The organism is Amycolatopsis endophytica, from assembly GCF_013410405.1.
GTDB classification, from domain to species: domain Bacteria; phylum Actinomycetota; class Actinomycetes; order Mycobacteriales; family Pseudonocardiaceae; genus Amycolatopsis_E; species Amycolatopsis_E endophytica.
Map to the genome: position 1 here is coordinate 3,516,531 of NZ_JACCFK010000001.1, position 14,517 is coordinate 3,531,047.

At 71.8% G+C, this 14,517-nt stretch carries 17 protein-coding genes; 10 read left to right on the forward strand and 7 right to left on the reverse strand.

Annotated features, from left to right (window positions below; genetic code table 11):
• Window positions 1-44: 44 nt before the first annotated feature.
• On the forward strand, window positions 45-1,001 hold the full coding sequence (locus tag HNR02_RS17385; RefSeq protein WP_179774199.1) for an ATP-binding cassette domain-containing protein: 957 nt from the start codon (window positions 45-47) through the stop codon (window positions 999-1,001).
• Window positions 1,001-1,780, forward strand: coding sequence for an ABC transporter permease (locus HNR02_RS17390; protein WP_179774200.1), 780 nt, complete (start codon window positions 1,001-1,003; stop codon window positions 1,778-1,780). The genes HNR02_RS17385 and HNR02_RS17390 overlap by 1 nt, the downstream gene beginning before the upstream one ends.
• Here the strand turns inward: HNR02_RS17390 and HNR02_RS17395 are convergent.
• Together HNR02_RS17395 and HNR02_RS17400 are read right to left on the reverse strand one after the other, a co-directional pair.
• Window positions 1,758-4,883, reverse strand: a complete 3,126-nt coding sequence (locus HNR02_RS17395; protein WP_179774201.1) for an ATP-binding protein — start codon at window positions 4,881-4,883, stop codon at window positions 1,758-1,760. The two genes, HNR02_RS17390 and HNR02_RS17395, sit on opposite strands and share 23 nt — an antisense overlap.
• Complete coding sequence (locus HNR02_RS17400; protein ID WP_179774202.1) at window positions 4,880-5,284, reverse strand: MmcQ/YjbR family DNA-binding protein; 405 nt, start codon at window positions 5,282-5,284, stop codon at window positions 4,880-4,882. The genes HNR02_RS17395 and HNR02_RS17400 overlap by 4 nt, the downstream gene beginning before the upstream one ends.
• A 52-nt stretch (window positions 5,285-5,336) precedes the next feature.
• On the opposite strand from HNR02_RS17400, the gene HNR02_RS17405 reads away from it, so the two are divergent.
• Genes HNR02_RS17405 through HNR02_RS17415 form a run of 3 tightly spaced genes read left to right on the forward strand, consistent with a single transcriptional unit; the run spans window position 5,337 to window position 6,533 of the window.
• Window positions 5,337-5,693 carry an ArsR/SmtB family transcription factor gene (locus tag HNR02_RS17405; RefSeq protein ID WP_179774203.1) on the forward strand — a complete coding sequence of 119 codons (357 nt, stop codon included), beginning with the start codon at window positions 5,337-5,339 and terminating at the stop codon, window positions 5,691-5,693.
• The gene (locus HNR02_RS17410) at window positions 5,674-6,162 is read left to right on the forward strand and encodes an SRPBCC family protein (RefSeq protein ID WP_179774204.1); all 489 of its coding nucleotides are present in this window, start codon (window positions 5,674-5,676) and stop codon (window positions 6,160-6,162) included. The genes HNR02_RS17405 and HNR02_RS17410 overlap by 20 nt, the downstream gene beginning before the upstream one ends.
• A gap of 35 nt (window positions 6,163-6,197) precedes the next feature.
• The gene (locus HNR02_RS17415) at window positions 6,198-6,533 is read left to right on the forward strand and encodes a hypothetical protein (protein ID WP_179774205.1); all 336 of its coding nucleotides are present in this window, start codon (window positions 6,198-6,200) and stop codon (window positions 6,531-6,533) included.
• Window positions 6,534-6,607: 74 nt separating this feature from the next.
• On the opposite strand, the gene HNR02_RS17420 is transcribed toward HNR02_RS17415, so the two are convergent.
• The gene (locus tag HNR02_RS17420; protein WP_179774206.1) at window positions 6,608-7,090 is read right to left on the reverse strand and encodes an NUDIX hydrolase; all 483 of its coding nucleotides are present in this window, start codon (window positions 7,088-7,090) and stop codon (window positions 6,608-6,610) included.
• 4 nt (window positions 7,091-7,094) lie between these two features.
• Window positions 7,095-7,730 carry a nitroreductase family protein gene (locus tag HNR02_RS17425; protein WP_179774207.1) on the reverse strand — a complete coding sequence of 212 codons (636 nt, stop codon included), beginning with the start codon at window positions 7,728-7,730 and terminating at the stop codon, window positions 7,095-7,097.
• Between the two features lie 113 nt (window positions 7,731-7,843).
• Between HNR02_RS17425 and HNR02_RS17430 the strand changes: the two genes are divergently transcribed.
• Window positions 7,844-8,059: a dodecin gene (locus HNR02_RS17430; protein ID WP_179774208.1), complete on the forward strand. Its 216-nt coding sequence runs from the start codon at window positions 7,844-7,846 to the stop codon at window positions 8,057-8,059.
• Window positions 8,060-8,476: 417 nt separating this feature from the next.
• Here the strand turns inward: HNR02_RS17430 and HNR02_RS17435 are convergent, their stop codons facing one another.
• Window positions 8,477-8,893 carry a CBS domain-containing protein gene (locus tag HNR02_RS17435; protein WP_179774209.1) on the reverse strand — a complete coding sequence of 139 codons (417 nt, stop codon included), beginning with the start codon at window positions 8,891-8,893 and terminating at the stop codon, window positions 8,477-8,479.
• 128 nt (window positions 8,894-9,021) lie between these two features.
• Between HNR02_RS17435 and def the strand changes: the two genes are divergently transcribed.
• Entirely contained in the window at window positions 9,022-9,648 is a 627-nt protein-coding gene (gene def / locus HNR02_RS17440) for a peptide deformylase (RefSeq protein ID WP_179774210.1), read from the forward strand.
• Here def and HNR02_RS17445 read toward each other — a convergent pair.
• Together HNR02_RS17445 and HNR02_RS17450 are read right to left on the reverse strand one after the other, a co-directional pair.
• Entirely contained in the window at window positions 9,551-10,972 is a 1,422-nt protein-coding gene (locus tag HNR02_RS17445; protein ID WP_312861040.1) for a CHASE3 domain-containing protein, read from the reverse strand. The two genes, def and HNR02_RS17445, sit on opposite strands and share 98 nt — an antisense overlap.
• Entirely contained in the window at window positions 10,969-12,075 is a 1,107-nt protein-coding gene (locus HNR02_RS17450) for an MFS transporter (RefSeq protein ID WP_312861041.1), read from the reverse strand. Before HNR02_RS17450 ends, HNR02_RS17445 begins: the two co-directional genes overlap by 4 nt.
• Window positions 12,076-12,384: 309 nt before the next feature.
• On the opposite strand from HNR02_RS17450, the gene HNR02_RS17455 reads away from it, so the two are divergent.
• The 3 genes from HNR02_RS17455 to HNR02_RS17465 all read left to right on the forward strand — a co-directional run bounded on the left by HNR02_RS17455 (window position 12,385) and on the right by HNR02_RS17465 (window position 14,477).
• On the forward strand, window positions 12,385-13,374 hold the full coding sequence (locus tag HNR02_RS17455) for an Lrp/AsnC family transcriptional regulator (RefSeq protein WP_179774211.1): 990 nt from the start codon (window positions 12,385-12,387) through the stop codon (window positions 13,372-13,374).
• Between the two features lie 183 nt (window positions 13,375-13,557).
• On the forward strand, window positions 13,558-13,959 hold the full coding sequence (locus tag HNR02_RS17460; RefSeq protein WP_179774212.1) for a WD40 repeat domain-containing protein: 402 nt from the start codon (window positions 13,558-13,560) through the stop codon (window positions 13,957-13,959).
• Complete coding sequence (locus tag HNR02_RS17465) at window positions 13,959-14,477, forward strand: WD40 repeat domain-containing protein (protein ID WP_179774213.1); 519 nt, start codon at window positions 13,959-13,961, stop codon at window positions 14,475-14,477. Before HNR02_RS17460 ends, HNR02_RS17465 begins: the two co-directional genes overlap by 1 nt.
• Window positions 14,478-14,517 lie beyond the last annotated feature (40 nt).

Sequence of the window (14,517 nt, forward strand, 5' to 3'; positions counted from 1 at the left end):
GCCCCTCCGAAGCTGGTCAGCACACCGACCAACCAGGAGGAGCTTTGACCACCACCACGGCCACCCCGGCCATCGAGGTCGCCGGGATGCGCAAGGCGTTCGGGGACAAGGTCGTGCTCGACGGGATCGACCTGCGGATTCCGGCCGGCTCGATCTTCGCCCTGCTCGGGCCCAACGGCGCGGGCAAGACCACCATGGTCCAGATCCTGTCGACCTACCTGCGGACCGGTTCCGGCAGCGCCCGCGTCGCCGGACACGACGTCGACGCCGAGCCCGACGCGGTGCGCGCCGCCATCGGGGTCACCGGCCAGTTCTCCGCCGTGGACAACAAGCTCACCGGCGAGGAGAACCTGTGGCTGATGGCGGACCTGCACCATCTGCCGCGTCAGGAGGGCCGCCGGAGGGCCGCCGACCTGCTGGCGCGCTTCGACCTGGTCGAGCCGGCCCGCAAGCTCGCCGCCGTGTACTCCGGCGGCATGCGGCGGCGGCTCGACCTCGCGATGAGCCTCATGGGCGAACCGCGCATCATCTTCCTCGACGAGCCGACCACCGGCCTCGACCCGCGCAGCCGCCGCACCATGTGGACCATCATCCGCGATCTCGTCGCCCGCGGCGTCACCGTTTTCCTCACCACCCAGTACCTGGACGAGGCCGACGAGCTGGCCGACCGCATCGCCGTGCTCGACCACGGCGTGCTCGTCGCCGAGGGCAGCCCGGACGAACTCAAGCGCCGCATCCCCGGTGGGCACGTCGAACTGCGCTTCGCCGACACGTCCTCCCTGGAGACCGCCGCCCGCACCTTCGGCGAGGTCTCCCGCGACGACGACGCGCTGACCCTGCAGATCCCCAGCGACGGCGGCGTCCGCTCCCTGCGCACCCTGCTCGACCGCATGGACCACGCCGGCATCGAGCCCGAGGGCCTGTCCGTGCACACGCCCGACCTCGACGACGTCTTCTTCGCCCTGACCGGCCACCCCACCGCAGAGAAGGTCTCCCACTGATGCACGCGCTCACCGACTCCGCCACCATGCTGCGGCGCAACCTCCGCCACGCGCTGCGCTACCCGTCCATGACGTTCAGCGTCGCCGCCATCCCGATCATGATGCTGCTGTTGTTCAACTACGTGTTCGGCGGCGCGATCGGCGGCGGGCTCACCGGCGCGCCCGCGGGCGGCGACTACCTCGCCTACCTCGTGCCCGGCATCCTGCTGCTCACCATCGGCTCGGCCACGACGCCGGTCGCGGTCGCGATCTGCACCGACCTCGCCGAGGGCATCGTCGCCCGCCTGCGCACCATGGCGATCGCCCGCGCGTCCGTCCTCACCGGGCACGTCGTCGGCAACGTGATCCAGACCGTGATCAGCGTCGTGCTGGTGCTCGGCGTGGCCCTGCTGATGGGGTTCCGCGCCTCGGCCGGGTTCGCGGACTGGCTGCTCGTGATCGCCGTCCTGCTGCTGCTCACGCTCGGCCTGAGCTGGTTCTCCACCGCGCTCGGCCAGCTGTCCAAGACGCCGGAGGGCGCGAGCAACGTCGTGCTGCCCATGACGTTCCTGCTGCCGTTCCTGTCCAGCGCGTTCGTGCCACTGGACTCGATGCCCGGGGGCATCCGCTGGTTCGCCGAATACCAGCCGTTCACCGCGGTGATCGAGACGCTGCGCGGTCTGTTGGCCGGCACCCCGATCGGCTGGTACGGCTGGGCCGCCGTCGGCTGGGGCGCGGGCATCGCGCTGCTGGGCTACCTGTGGTCCAAGGCGCTGTTCAACCGGGAACCGACTCGCTGATCAGCGCCAGCGCCGCCGTGCGCAGCTCGTCCGGCCCGAGGCCGGCGTACTCCGACACCGCGTCGGCGTAGGCCGGCCCGTCGGCTTTTTCGGCGGTGGCGCGGAATCCGGCCGGTGCCATGGTCGGCTGGAAGTTGCGCAGGAACCCCATCCGCTCCGCCAGCGCGATCATCCGCACCCCGGCCGGATCGCCACGATCCAGTGTCACCAGGCCCAGAGCGAGCAGCACGGCGCCACGGATCGGCGCGCCGAAGAGGTAGGCGGGCAACCGGGCCGCCGCGTCGCCGAACAACGATCGCGCCAGACCGGTCAGCTCGTCGACAAGATCGGCGACCAGGCCGGACCTGCCGTGCTGCGTGTGCGCCACCACGGTGACGCTCATCAGCTCCAGCTTCCACGAGTCCAGCCCCGGCGGCTCGCGCACCGTCAAGCCGCCGCTGTTCCGCTGCTGGGTCACCGCCTGTCGCCACAGGGCCAGCCCGCGGTCGATTTCGTTGCGCGCCAAGGCGATCTCCGCCCGAACGCCGAGGTCGAAGGTGATGACGTCGAACCGGTCCTCGACGGCTTCCCGGGAGGCCCTGGCGAGCCAGCGCTCGGCCTCGTCCACGTCGCCCGCCTGCAGGGCGGCGAGCATGAGGCCCCATCGCACACCCGTGGTGTCGGGCCAGGGCGCGTGCGCTTCCAGCACCCGCATGGCCGACCGCAGCTGGTGGGTGGCGGCCGCGGCGTCACCGCTGTTGAGGTACAGCTCGCCGAGGCGGGCGTGCGCCATCAGGCGGAGCCACGGCATGGCCGGGCCGCCGGTGACTTCGAGCATGCGCAGCGCCGCGGCGATGGCGTGATCGGGACGACCTTCGGTCTCCCACCGGTAGCTGTCCACGCTGTTGGCGGCGAAGGCGAGCATCGGATGGTCGCTGGCGCACATCGCGTCCAGCACCCGCCGGTCCGGGTGCATGATCTCCCGGAACGAGCTCAGCACCGTGGACAGCGCCCGCACCACGGTGGTCGGTGCTGCCTCGGGCAGCCGCCGCAGCACGATCAGCGAACGCACCGCGCGCGGACCCCGGAGCATGAAGGTCGTGACGGCGCACACGGCCGCGGCCGCGCGGGTCACCTCCACGAACTCCGGCTTCGGGTGGAAGTGCGCGAGCACGTCCGGCACGTCCACCGTGAGCGCGTCCAGCCGCCCGAAGTTGGAGTCGGCGACCCACAAGGCGCCCAGCGCGGCCGCCGCCGCGGCGACCGTGGGCCCGTCGCCACGCTTGACGGACAGGCGCAGGGCCAGCACGAGGTTGTCCTGCTCGGCCCGGATGCGCTCGCCTGCCGGGTAGGGGTTCGCGCCGAACACCGGTTCGTGATGGGCCAGCCCGAAATCCCGGGCCCACTGGAGAAACCCCTCGGTGACGCGCTCGGTTTCCCCGGCCTCGTCGAGGCGGGCCGCGCCGAATTCGCGCACGGTTTCCAGCATCCGGAACCGGGTGCCGGCGGGCGTGTCGGTGACTTTGAGGAGGGACTGGCCGGACAGCTCGCCGAGGAGGTCGAGGGTGTCGCGCTCGCCCACCAGGTGCCGCGCCGCGTCCTCGGTGAACCCGCCGGGGAACACCGACAGCGTGCGCATCGCGGCCCGCGCCCGTTCGTCGAGCAGATGCCAGCTCCAGTCGACCACCGCCTGGAGGGTGCGGTGCCGGTGCGGCGCGTCACGAGGGCCGCCGCGCAGCAGCGCGAAGCGGTCGTCGAGGCGCCGGGCGACTTCGGTGACCGACAGGACCCGCACCCGTGCCGCCGCGAGTTCGACCGCCAGCGGCAGGCCGTCGAGATGGCGGCAGAGCTCGGTCACGGTGTCCGCGGGAAGGTCGGCGCCCGGGCGCGCGGCCCGCGCGCGTTGCGTGAACAGCTCGGCCGTGGTGGCCAGGTCCAGCTCCGCGAGCGGATAGACCGACTCCGACGACAGGCCGAGCGGGGCTCGGCTGGTCGTGAGCACGTGCAGGCCACGCGTCGCCGAGACCAGGGACCGGACGAGGTCGGCGACGCCGTCGAGGACCTGTTCGCAGTTGTCCAGGATCAGCAGGGACGGTGCGGCGCCGAGGATCTCGATGACACCGGTCAGCTCGTCGGGCAGGCGCATCGACGGTGTCCGGCGGGGTTCGCCGACCCCGAGCACGGTCGCGACCTGGCTGAGGACGTCTTCGTCCACGCGGGCACCGGCGAGCGGGACGAAGTGCACGACCGGTTGCTCCGCGTCGCGGCCCACCGCGTGCGCGAGGCGGGTCTTGCCCAGCCCGCCGGGGCCGACGATCGAGGCGACCCGGGACCGGCGCAGCAGGCTCGTGAGCGCGGCGATGTCGTCCGCGCGGCCGAGCAGCGGGTTGGGGTCGTGCGGGATGCCGTGCCGGACCACCGGCACCGGGCTGGTCAGCGCTTCCCGTTGCCACGCCTGGAGGTCCGGGCCGGGATCGGTGCCGAGATCGTCGCGCAGGGTGCGCCGGTACGCCTCGTATCGGGCCAGCGCCGCTGACGGGCCCGCCGTGGCGGACTCGGAGCGCAGCAGTTCCAGCAGCAGTTCCTCGTCCCGTGGATGATCGGCCGCGGCCCCGGTGAGCGGTTCGACGGCCTCGGTGTGCCGTCCCAGCCGGGACAGGGCCAAGCCGCGGGCACGCGTCAGGAACCGGTGGGCGCTCCGGCGTTCGCGGCGCAGCGTGGACAACGGGTCGAGGGCGTCGTCGGCCGAACCGTCCCAGAGTTCGAGTCCGGCGTCGGCTTCGGCGAGGGCTGTCGCCGGGTCGGGGGTGCGGGCCGCGGCCGCGTGCCGCAGGAGTGCCGCGGCGTCGACCTGGCCGGGTTCGAGCGTGAGGCGGTAGCCGGTGGGCGTGCCGGCGATGAGGTCGGCGCCGAGCCGGGACCGGGTCCGCGAGACGAGGATCTGCAGCGCCTTCACGGGGTTGTCCGGTTGCTCGTCGGGCCACAGACCCTCGACGAGACGGGCGGTGCCGCAGCCGGCGGGCAACTCGGCGGCGAGCAGCGCGAGAAGGTCCCGCATCCTCGGCGCGGTGATGTCCCGGCCCCGGCAGGTCACGCGGGACAACAGGCGCAGCTCGACGTTCACCCGCGTAGGTTAGTGCTTCCGCGCGGGGTCTTCTCGTGACTCAGCGCGACCCAGTGCAGTTTCTCCTGTTCCCGGCGCGGCAGGCCGGCGACCACGAGGTCGTAGGAGTCCTCGGTCATTTCCTCCACGAGGGAGCCGGGCACCGACCCGTCCAGCACGACGGTGTTCCAGTGCTTCTTGTTCAGGTGGTAGCCCGCCGTGATCGCCGGATGGTCGAGGCGCAGCTGCACGGCGAGGTCCGGATCGCACTTGAGGCTGACCCGCAGCGGCCGAGCCTCCAGGCGGCTGAGCGCGAAGATCTTGCCCGCGACCTTGAACACGCTGGTGCCCTCGTCGAAGGGGAACTCCTCGCGGGCTCCCGGAAACGACAGGCACAGCTTCCTCAGCGCGGCAGGCGTCATGTCCTCAGGGTAGAGGGGTTGACGTATTCCCATATGGGTATACGATGGGGGTATGGCAAGGGCAGCGACGACAGCGGACGCGTTCAACGCGGTGGCCGAGCCGCGGCGCCGGGAGATCCTCGATCTCCTGGCCGGCGGGGAGAAGCCGGTGAACGATCTGGTCGCGGTGCTCGGGCTGGCTCAGCCGCTGGTGTCGAAGCACCTGCGGGTCCTGCGGGAGGTGGGGCTGGTCGAGGTGCGCGACTCGGGGCGGCAGCGGGTGTACCGGCTGAACGCCCAGCCCCTGAAAGACATCCACGACTGGGTCAGCGGTTACCGGCGGTTGTGGTCCGAGCGCTTCGACCGCATCGACGTGGTGCTGGAAGAACTCAAGGAGATGGAGGACGGAGATGAGCACGGTGACGAGTAGTGGCACGGCAGTGGTGACCTTCCCGGCGGACAACCAGATCCTGGTCACGCGGGAGTTCGACGCACCCGCGCGCCTGGTGTGGAAGGCGTGGACGACGCCGGAGCTGGTGAAGCGCTGGTGGGCGGGCGAGCGCGGCGAGGTCACCTCGGTGGAGATCGACCTCCGGGTCGGCGGGAGATGGCGCAACGTGATGTCCGCGAACGGCGGTTTCGAGGTCGCCTTCCACGGTGAGTACCGCGAGATCGTCGAAAACGAGCGCATCGTGTCCACGGAGGCCTTCGAGGGCCTGCCGGACGCCCATTCGGTGAACACGCTGACCCTGACGGAGCACGCGGGCCGCACCACACTGACAGTGCTGGCGGAGTACCCGGACCAGAAAACCCGCGACGGCCACGTCGAGTCCGGCATGGAGGGTGGCATGCAGGAGTCGCTGGACAAGCTGGAGCAGGTGGCGGTGTCGCTCGCCTGAACGCGTTGTGCGGTGGTGGGGTCACGCTTCGGCGCGTGACCCCACGGTGGGCGCGGTGGCGGTTGCGCGGGCTGTCTTGGGCCCGTGAGCTGGGGTCGGGAGCGCTCGCCCCGGTCGCGCGCCGTGCCCGCGCGACGACGCCCGCGCCGTGCCCGCGCGACGACGCCCGCGCCGCCGCGCGGTGCTGTACGCGCCGTCGCGCCGCGCTGTACGCGCCGGTCGAACGAGCCGCCGCACGGCCGGTGCGTCACGGCGCCGTGCTGGCGGCACCGTGTCCTGCTTGCGGCACCGTGTCCTGCTTGCGGCACCGTGTCCTGCTTGCGGCACTGCGCGACGGTGGTGCGCTGTCCCAGGCAACCTCCCCTGTGTGAGCGTGCCGCTGAGCGATGGTGATGGTTGCTGACGGCACGACGGTGCGCTTTGGCCCGGCGGTGGTCGTGCGCCGTCAGGTGGTCAGGATTTCTTGCGCCACCAGAGTTTCCCGCAGGCGGTCCACGATGGGCACCTGTCCCTTGACGAGCAGCTCGGCCGCGCGGTCGGGGCCGGTCCAGGCGATGCGGTCGACTTCGGGGAACTCCTGCACCCGGCCGGAACCCTTGGGCCACTCCATCTCGAACGTGTTGCTCGCGAAACCGGCCGGGTCGAAGTCGCCCTCGGCGGCGAAGGTCGTGATGACCTTGCCGCTCGACTGGCGGACCTCGCCCAGATCGAGGATCTCGCCCGTCAGCACGGGTTCACCGACCTCCTCGGCGAACTCGCGCCGCGCGGCGGGCAGCGGGTCCTCGTCGGTGTACTCGCCCTTCGGGATCGACCAGGCCCGCTCGTTCTTGCGCGCCCAGAACGGCCCGCCCATGTGGGCGATCAGCACCTCCAGCCGCCCGTCGCCGGTCAGCCGGTAGAGCAGGAACGCCGCGCTTTTCCTGGGCACCCGGTCACCAGCGGTCGTGGTGGAGGATCTCCGGCAACGGCTGCCGCTTCGCCGGCTTGAACGTCTCGCCCGTGTAGAAGGCGGTCGGGATCAGCGCGGCCTGGCGGACGTGGTCCGGAATGCCGAGGATCTCCGCCGCTTCCCGCTCGTAGGTCAGGTGCAGAGACGTCCACGCCGTGCCGAGGCCCAGGTTGCGGGCGGCGAGCATGTAGCTCCACACCGCGGGCAGGATCGAACCCCACAAGCCGGCCTGGTTGCCCTCGGGCAGCTTCCCGCCCGGAACGTGGATCGCCGGGACCAGCAGCACCGGAACCTCGGCCATGTGCTCGGCCAGGTAGTCGGAGCTGCTCACGACGCGTCGCTGGGTGGCGGCGCGGTCCTGGTCATCGGCGTAGCGCTCCTCCGGAGCAGGGCCCATGCTCCGGTAGGCGTTGTAGGACTTCGCGTACAGCTCGGCGAGCTTGGCCCGCTGACCGGCGTCGGTGACGACGATCCAGTGCCAGTCCTGCCGGTTCGAGCCGGTCGGCGCCTGCAACGCGAGGGTGATCGCCTGCTCGATCAGCTCGTTCGGCACGGGACGGGACAGGTCCAGCCGTTTCCGGACGCTGCGGGTGGTGGTCAACAGCTCCTCAGGTGTCATACCCCCGATCCTGGCATGTGGTCGTACCGGCCGTCGGCACCGGTGTGATGCGGAGGTGGCCGTGCCGGGTGACAATGCCGGGGCCGGTACCGCCGAGGGCAAGGAGGCCTGACATGGCAGGGCACACGTATCGCGTCACCGAAATCGTCGGCTCGTCGAGCGAAAGCCTCGACGCGGCGATCCGCGGGGGGATCGAGCGCGCCGCGCGGACGTTGCGGGAACTCGACTGGTTCGAGGTGACCGAAGTCCGCGGCCACATCGAAAACGGCACCGTCGGGCACTTCCAGGTCGGCATGAAGGTGGGCTTCCGCCTGGAGGACGCGGACTGACCGGTGCTCGCTCCCCGCGACGGCGCCCGGAAGACACCGCGGAAGACGATGTGGGAGGCGCCGCGGACGATCGTGCGGCAGATATCGCCGTCGTCTCGCGTGGCCGTCCGCGCGCCGTCGCGAACGGGGCGCAGCCGCGCCGGAGTGGTCCGCGCCGGGAGCCGATGGTGACGGGTGGCGCGAAGGAGCCCACGGTTCACCGTGCGGGCGGGACCGCGCCGTGCGGGCGAACCGCACCAGCCGAAGTGTCCACTTGAGACAACGGGCGATCGTGGTGATGGCTTTCGTCTTCATGGCGTCACCGTACGAGCCACCACCGACAGAAAACCGTGCTCCAGCGGGAAAACGCCACCCGATCGTGTCGGACGTCGCGAATCACCCGGCCGGAGCACGGAATGCAGCGCTGCGAACGGAACCTCAGTCGGTCGAGAGGGCCTGCACCAGGTCGCCCACCTTGGGGTCCTTGAGGGCACGGGCGACATCCGCCTGGGCGACGATCCCGACCAGGTCGTGACCGTCGATCACCGGCAGCCGCCGGACCTTGTGGTTCGTCATCGTGGCCAGGATCTCCTCGGCGTCGTCGTCCGCGCCGATCGTGACGGCCTCGCCCTGGGCCAGTTCACCGGCGTTCACCGCGCGGGGGTCCTTGCCCTCCGCCAGCACCTTCACCACGATGTCCCGGTCGGTCAGCATCCCCTTCAACCGGTTGTCCTCACCGCAGATGGGCAGCGCCCCCACCTGCAGTTCCGCCATCCGCTTCGCGGCGTCGAGCACGGTCTCACTGGACTGCACGCACCGCGCGTCGGGCGTCATGATTTCGCGAGCCTTGGTCATCTTCTGCTTGCCTCCGGTCCACGTCGAACTGGGCTCTCCCCGCATACCCGGCCCGAGTGGGGGCAAACGCGTCCGCCCGGCCGGTACCGATCCCCACCTGGGCAGGCCGCGGTTGGTTTACTCGTCGCATGTCCGAGATCGAGATCCACTACGACGTCGCCACCGGCGGTGACCTGGACGCGCACTACGCGCGAGGCGAGTCACGGCCGGTCACCGTGGTGGGCAACCCCGTGTTGCACGAGCCGTGCGCCGACGTGACCGAATTCGGCGACGAGCTGGGCCGGCTGGTGTCCGACCTGTTCGTCAGCATGCGCACCGCCCGCGGTGTCGGTCTCGCGGCCAACCAGGTCGGGGTGCCGCTGCGCGTGTTCGTCTACCTTTGCCCCGAGAGCTACGAGCGCGCCGGGGACGAGCTGTGGCACGCCGGGCACGTGGTCAACCCGGTCGTCGAGGTCAGCGGCGACGAGACCGGCGCCCACCCCGAGGGATGCCTGTCGGTGCCCGGGGCACGGGCGGTCGTGCCGCGGGCCGCGCGCGTCACGGTCCGCGGCTTCGACCTGGCGGGCCACCCGGTCGCCATCCCCGGCCGTGACCTGCTCGCCCGCTGCTTCCAGCACGAGACCGACCACCTCAACGGCCGCCTCTACCTCGATCACCTCACCGCCGAGGGGCGTCGGGCGGCGCTGGCGGAGATGGGTGAACCGGCTTACCCGGTGGTCCCGAACCCGGTAGCGGACGGCGCCATTCGGCCGTGACGCGGTCCGGGCCGACACGGACCACCACGCCCTCGCGCACCCCGGCCAGCGCCTCCCGCACGCCGGGCCGTCCGGCCGCGACGACGCGCAAGGTGATCGCCGCGTCGGCGAGCGCGAGCTCCGCCTCCTCCGCGCCGCCCCCAGGGACCGTCGCGGCGTGGAGCAGTTCGCGCAGCACCTGGACCAGCTCGGCCACGACGTCCACGGGTGGTTCGGCGCTGAGGTGGCCCGTGAACAGCAGGCCGGGCGCCGCGCCCCTGGTCGTCTCCAGCTCCCCGACCACCTCGCTGACCTGCGCCCGCAGCGTGGCGGGCGTCCCGGCCGGTGCCGACCCGTACACCGAGGTTCGCAACGCGGAGATGGTGCGGTCGATGCCGGTGATCGCGGTCGCCATCACGGGCCCGGACCGGGGGAAGCGGGCGGCCGCGGACTGCAGGTCGAGCGTGATGCCGTAGAGCCGCCGGATCGCGGTGTCGCCGAGGCTGCGCGCGATCCGGTCGGTCTCCTCCAGCCTGGCGATGCGGTGGGCCGACGCGGCGACCTGCTCGGTCTCCGACAGGATCCGCACCCGCATCGCCTCGACCGCTGTACCGAGCTCGGCCAGTTCGCCGGGGCCGCTGGCCTCGACCTCGCGGTGCAGTTCGCCGCCGGAAACCTCGCGCACCTGCGAAACGAGCCGGTCCAGCGGCACGACCAGTGACCGTCGCACCAGGAACGCCGCCACGAGGCCCAGCACGAGGGCGAGGCCCACGCACACCGCGGTCGTCACGTTGGCCGTGGTGCTCGCGCCGCTGGACGAGGCGAGCCCGGCTGCGACCAGGGCGTTGACATGGTTTTCCAGCGAGCCCAGTCGGGTGCGCAGGGTGTCGAACAACGCGGTGCTGGGCTCGTTGGTGACCGCGCCGCCGCGGCCGGCCAGTGCGATCCCTGGCTCGGCGACCCGGGTGCGCCAGGCTTCGCCCGCGGCGTCGATGTCGGCGAGGATGGCGACGGATCCGGGGTCGTCGCCGAGCAACTGCCCGAGACGGTCGCGTGCCGCTGCCGCCGCTTCCCGGCCGGAATCGTAGGGTTTCAGGAATTCCGGATCGCGGGTGAGCTGAAAACCGCGCTCACCCGTTTCCATGTCGACGTACGCACGGCCGAGGCCGGCCGTCGCGATCTGCGCCGGCCGGAGTACCTCCCGCACCCGGGAACCCACGTCGCTGACGTGGAACCGCGCCACGGTGGCGACGGTCGCCGTCGTCAGGAGCAGCAGGAGAAACCCGCCGACGAGAAGGATGACCCGCCACCGCAACGTCCGCGGCCGGAATCGCGGAATGGTCACGAATCACGATAACCCCCGTCCGGGAAGACGCGGGAGTTCCGTTTTTTCGTCATCACCACGGTGGCCGGGACGACGCCGATCACCACCACGACGGCGAGGCGGTAGGCGGCGGTCGCACCACCCGTGAGGCACACGCCGCCCAGTACCGCGACACCGAACGTGGCGCCCAGTTGCTGCACGGCGTTGAGCAGGCCGGCCGCGGAGCCGACTTCCGCCGGTTCCACGGTGTGCAGGGCGGAGGTGAAGAAGGCCGGGCTGAACATTCCGGCGCCGATCCCGATCACCGCGAGGGCGCCGAGGAATACGACGCGGTCCGCGGTGTGGCCCGCGACGAGCAGACCCGCGGCGAGCACGACGATCCCCGCGGGCATCACCGCGGTTCCGAAGCGGCGCACCAGGAACGACCCCGACACCCGGGACGCGACGCCGAGCCCCGCCGCCCACGGCACGAGCGTCAGCCCGGCTGAGCGGGCGTCCGCACCGGCTTCCAGTTGCTCGTGCAGGACCACCACGAGGGTCACCCCGGAGGTCACGGTGAAGAACAACAGCGAGTTCACCAGTGCGGCGGGAAACCGCGGGCCGCCGAACAGCGAGCGTTCGACCAACGGGTGCGAGCTGCGGCGCTGGTGCACGGCGAAGACAGTGAGCACGACGACCCCGGCGGCGCAGACCAGCCCGTCGCGTGTGGACATCGTCGTCCCACCCGCGATGAGCGGTCCGATGAGCAGGCCGGATCCGGCGATCGCCAGCGCGGTCCCGATGAGGTCCAGCCGCGGGCGGCCGGGCGCCCGGTCCTCCGGCAGGTGACGGGTGAGCGCCAGTACCGCGACGCCGAGCGGCACGTTGATCAGGAACGCGGAACGCCAGGACCAGGTCTGGGTGAGCACGCCGCCGAGCACCGGGCCGCATACGGCGGCCAAGCCCATGACCGGTCCGATCGCGCCCAGCGCCCGCGACAGCGCCGGGCCGGTGAACATCGCGCGGATCAGGCCGATGGTCTGCGGGATGATCACGGCGGCCGCGGCGCCCTGCAGGACGGCGGTGGGCGCGAGCGCGCAGGCGAGCGAGGAGAGCACGAACGCGCCCACGCCGAGCCGGAACACGCGGCGCCGCCCGGCGAGGTCCCCGAGGCGGCCCCCCGGTGATCAGCAGCACCGCGAACGGCAACGTGTAGGCGGCGCTGAACCACTGGACGTCCGACACCGGGCCGGGCAGGTCCGCGTGCACGGCCGGTGCGGCGACCTGGACGATCGTCGAGTCGAGCAGGTTCATCGCTTCGGCGGTGAGGAGCGCGGTCAGCGCCGCTGTTCGGTATCGCATGGAGCGACAGCGTGGGGAGCGCATCCACCCGGTTCCACTCGTGCCGTGAGATCTGACGGATCTTCTCGTATTAGGGCGCTACTGTGATGGATATGACCGCGCTGGACGACCTCGATCGCGGGCTGCTCCACGCGTTGCACCTCGACGCGCGGGCGCCCTTCACGGAGATCGCGGACGTGCTCGGCACCTCGACGCAGACCGTGACCAGGCGCTACCAGCGGCTCGTCCGGGACGCCGGGTTGCGTGTCACCGGGTTACCCGACGCGGCCGGGACACGGCAGCAGCAGTGGATCGTCCGGCTGACCGCGACGCCGGGCCCGGCGCACGACATCGCGCACGCCCTCGCGCGCCGGGCGGACACCGCGTGGGTGCGGCTCACCTCCGGGGGAACGGAAATCGTGGCGATCGTGCGGTCCGAACCGGGTGCGGGAAACTCGTTGCTGCTACGCGACGTTCCGCGCACGTCGAGCGTGACCTCGGTGTCGGCGCACTACATGCTGCACACCTACCTCGGTGGCCCGACGGCCTGGCGCGGCCACGTCGACGCACTTTCCCTTGCGCAACAACAGGAACTGGCCCGTCCGACGGGATCGGGTGAACCAGTGGATCTCGGTGACGCCGATCGGGCCCTGCTGGCCGCGCTGGCCCAGGACGGCCGCGTCGGCTACGCCGCCCTCGCCGCGGTGACGGGGTGGTCGGCGTCGACGGTGGCTCGGCGGATCGAGCACCTGCGGACCCGCGGCGCGTTGTTCTTCGACGTCGAGGTCGACGACTCGCGGCTCGGCGTCACGGCTTCGGCGCTGCTGTGGATGTCCGTGCCGCCCGCTCAGCTGGACGTGGTGGCGGCGGAACTGGCCGGGCACGCGGAACTCGCGGTGGTCGCCGCCACGACGGGCCGCACCAACCTGCTGGCGAACGCGTTGTGCGCGGACACCGAAGCCCTGCACCGGTACCTGACGACGCGGCTCGCGCTGCCCGCGATCACCCACCTGGAGACGACGCCGATCCTGCGCACGCTGAAAGCCGTGGCCCCGGCCGGCGCGGCATCGGTCCGCGCCGGCCGGGGACGGCCCGCTCGGTAGGCGGGCCCGCGAACGCACGCCCAGCGAACCGCACCGTGCATCCGGTGTGGAGCCGGGCGCACCGGAACGGGCGGGCGACGCGTCAGGATCCGGTACCGGTCAGGGTCCCCGGTGAACGCGGCCCCGTCAAAGGGTTTTCCGGACTAGATTGGGAGAACCGGCTCCTGGGGAAACGAGGACATCGTGACGAGATCACGCATCACCGCACCGGTCGAGACCCGCACCGCCGACAGGACCCTGATCGGGCACACCAGCCCGGTGAACGCGGTCGCTTTCCACCCCGACGGACACCTCTTCGCCACGGGCGGGGACGCCACGGCACGCCTGTGGGACGCCGGGACCGGAGAACCGGGACTCGTCTACACCGCCGACGCGCACGTGCTTTCGGTGGCGTTCAACCCGGACGGCACGACTCTCGCGATCGGCGACTGGTCCGGCACCGTCGCGCTGTGGCGGCTGGGCACGGACGAGGTCACCACGCTGGCCGGACCGGACGCGCCCGTGCAGAAGCTGGCGTTCAGCCCGGACGGCGGCATGCTCGCCGCGAGCTACGCCGAGCGCCTGGACGGAACGGGCCGCCGCTGATGCGTCCCACGGTCCGCGCCTGGAACCTGGCCGGCACCGCCACGGTGCTGTCCGTCCGGCCGGACGGGTACGGCCACGCGCTCGCCTTCGCACCGGACGGGCGCACCCTGGCGACCAGCGGAGGTCTCGACGGCAGCGGGCAGCTGATCGACCTGGCCACCGGTGCTTCGACGACGTTCACCGGTCACGGCGGCGGCATCGAGGTGCTCGCCTACTCGCCGGACGGGACGCTGGCCAGCGGCAGCGTGGACAGCACGATCCGGTTGTGGCGCGATCCCGTCCTGACCCTCGAACCCCGGGCGAGTTACGTGACCGCACTGGCGTTCAGCCCGGACGGCACGACGCTCGCCACGTCGAGTGAGCGTGCGGTGCGGCTGTGGGATCCGGCCAGCGGGCGGCACCGGGCCACGCTGTTCGGACCCGAGGAGCACGTCACGCAGCTCGCGTTCAGCCCGGACGGCCGCACCCTCGTCGCGGCGGGGCACGACGGGGCGGTCCGGTGGTGGGAACTCGGCTGAGGTGTGCTCGCCCCCTCCTCACCCGCCGCCTGACCGAGCA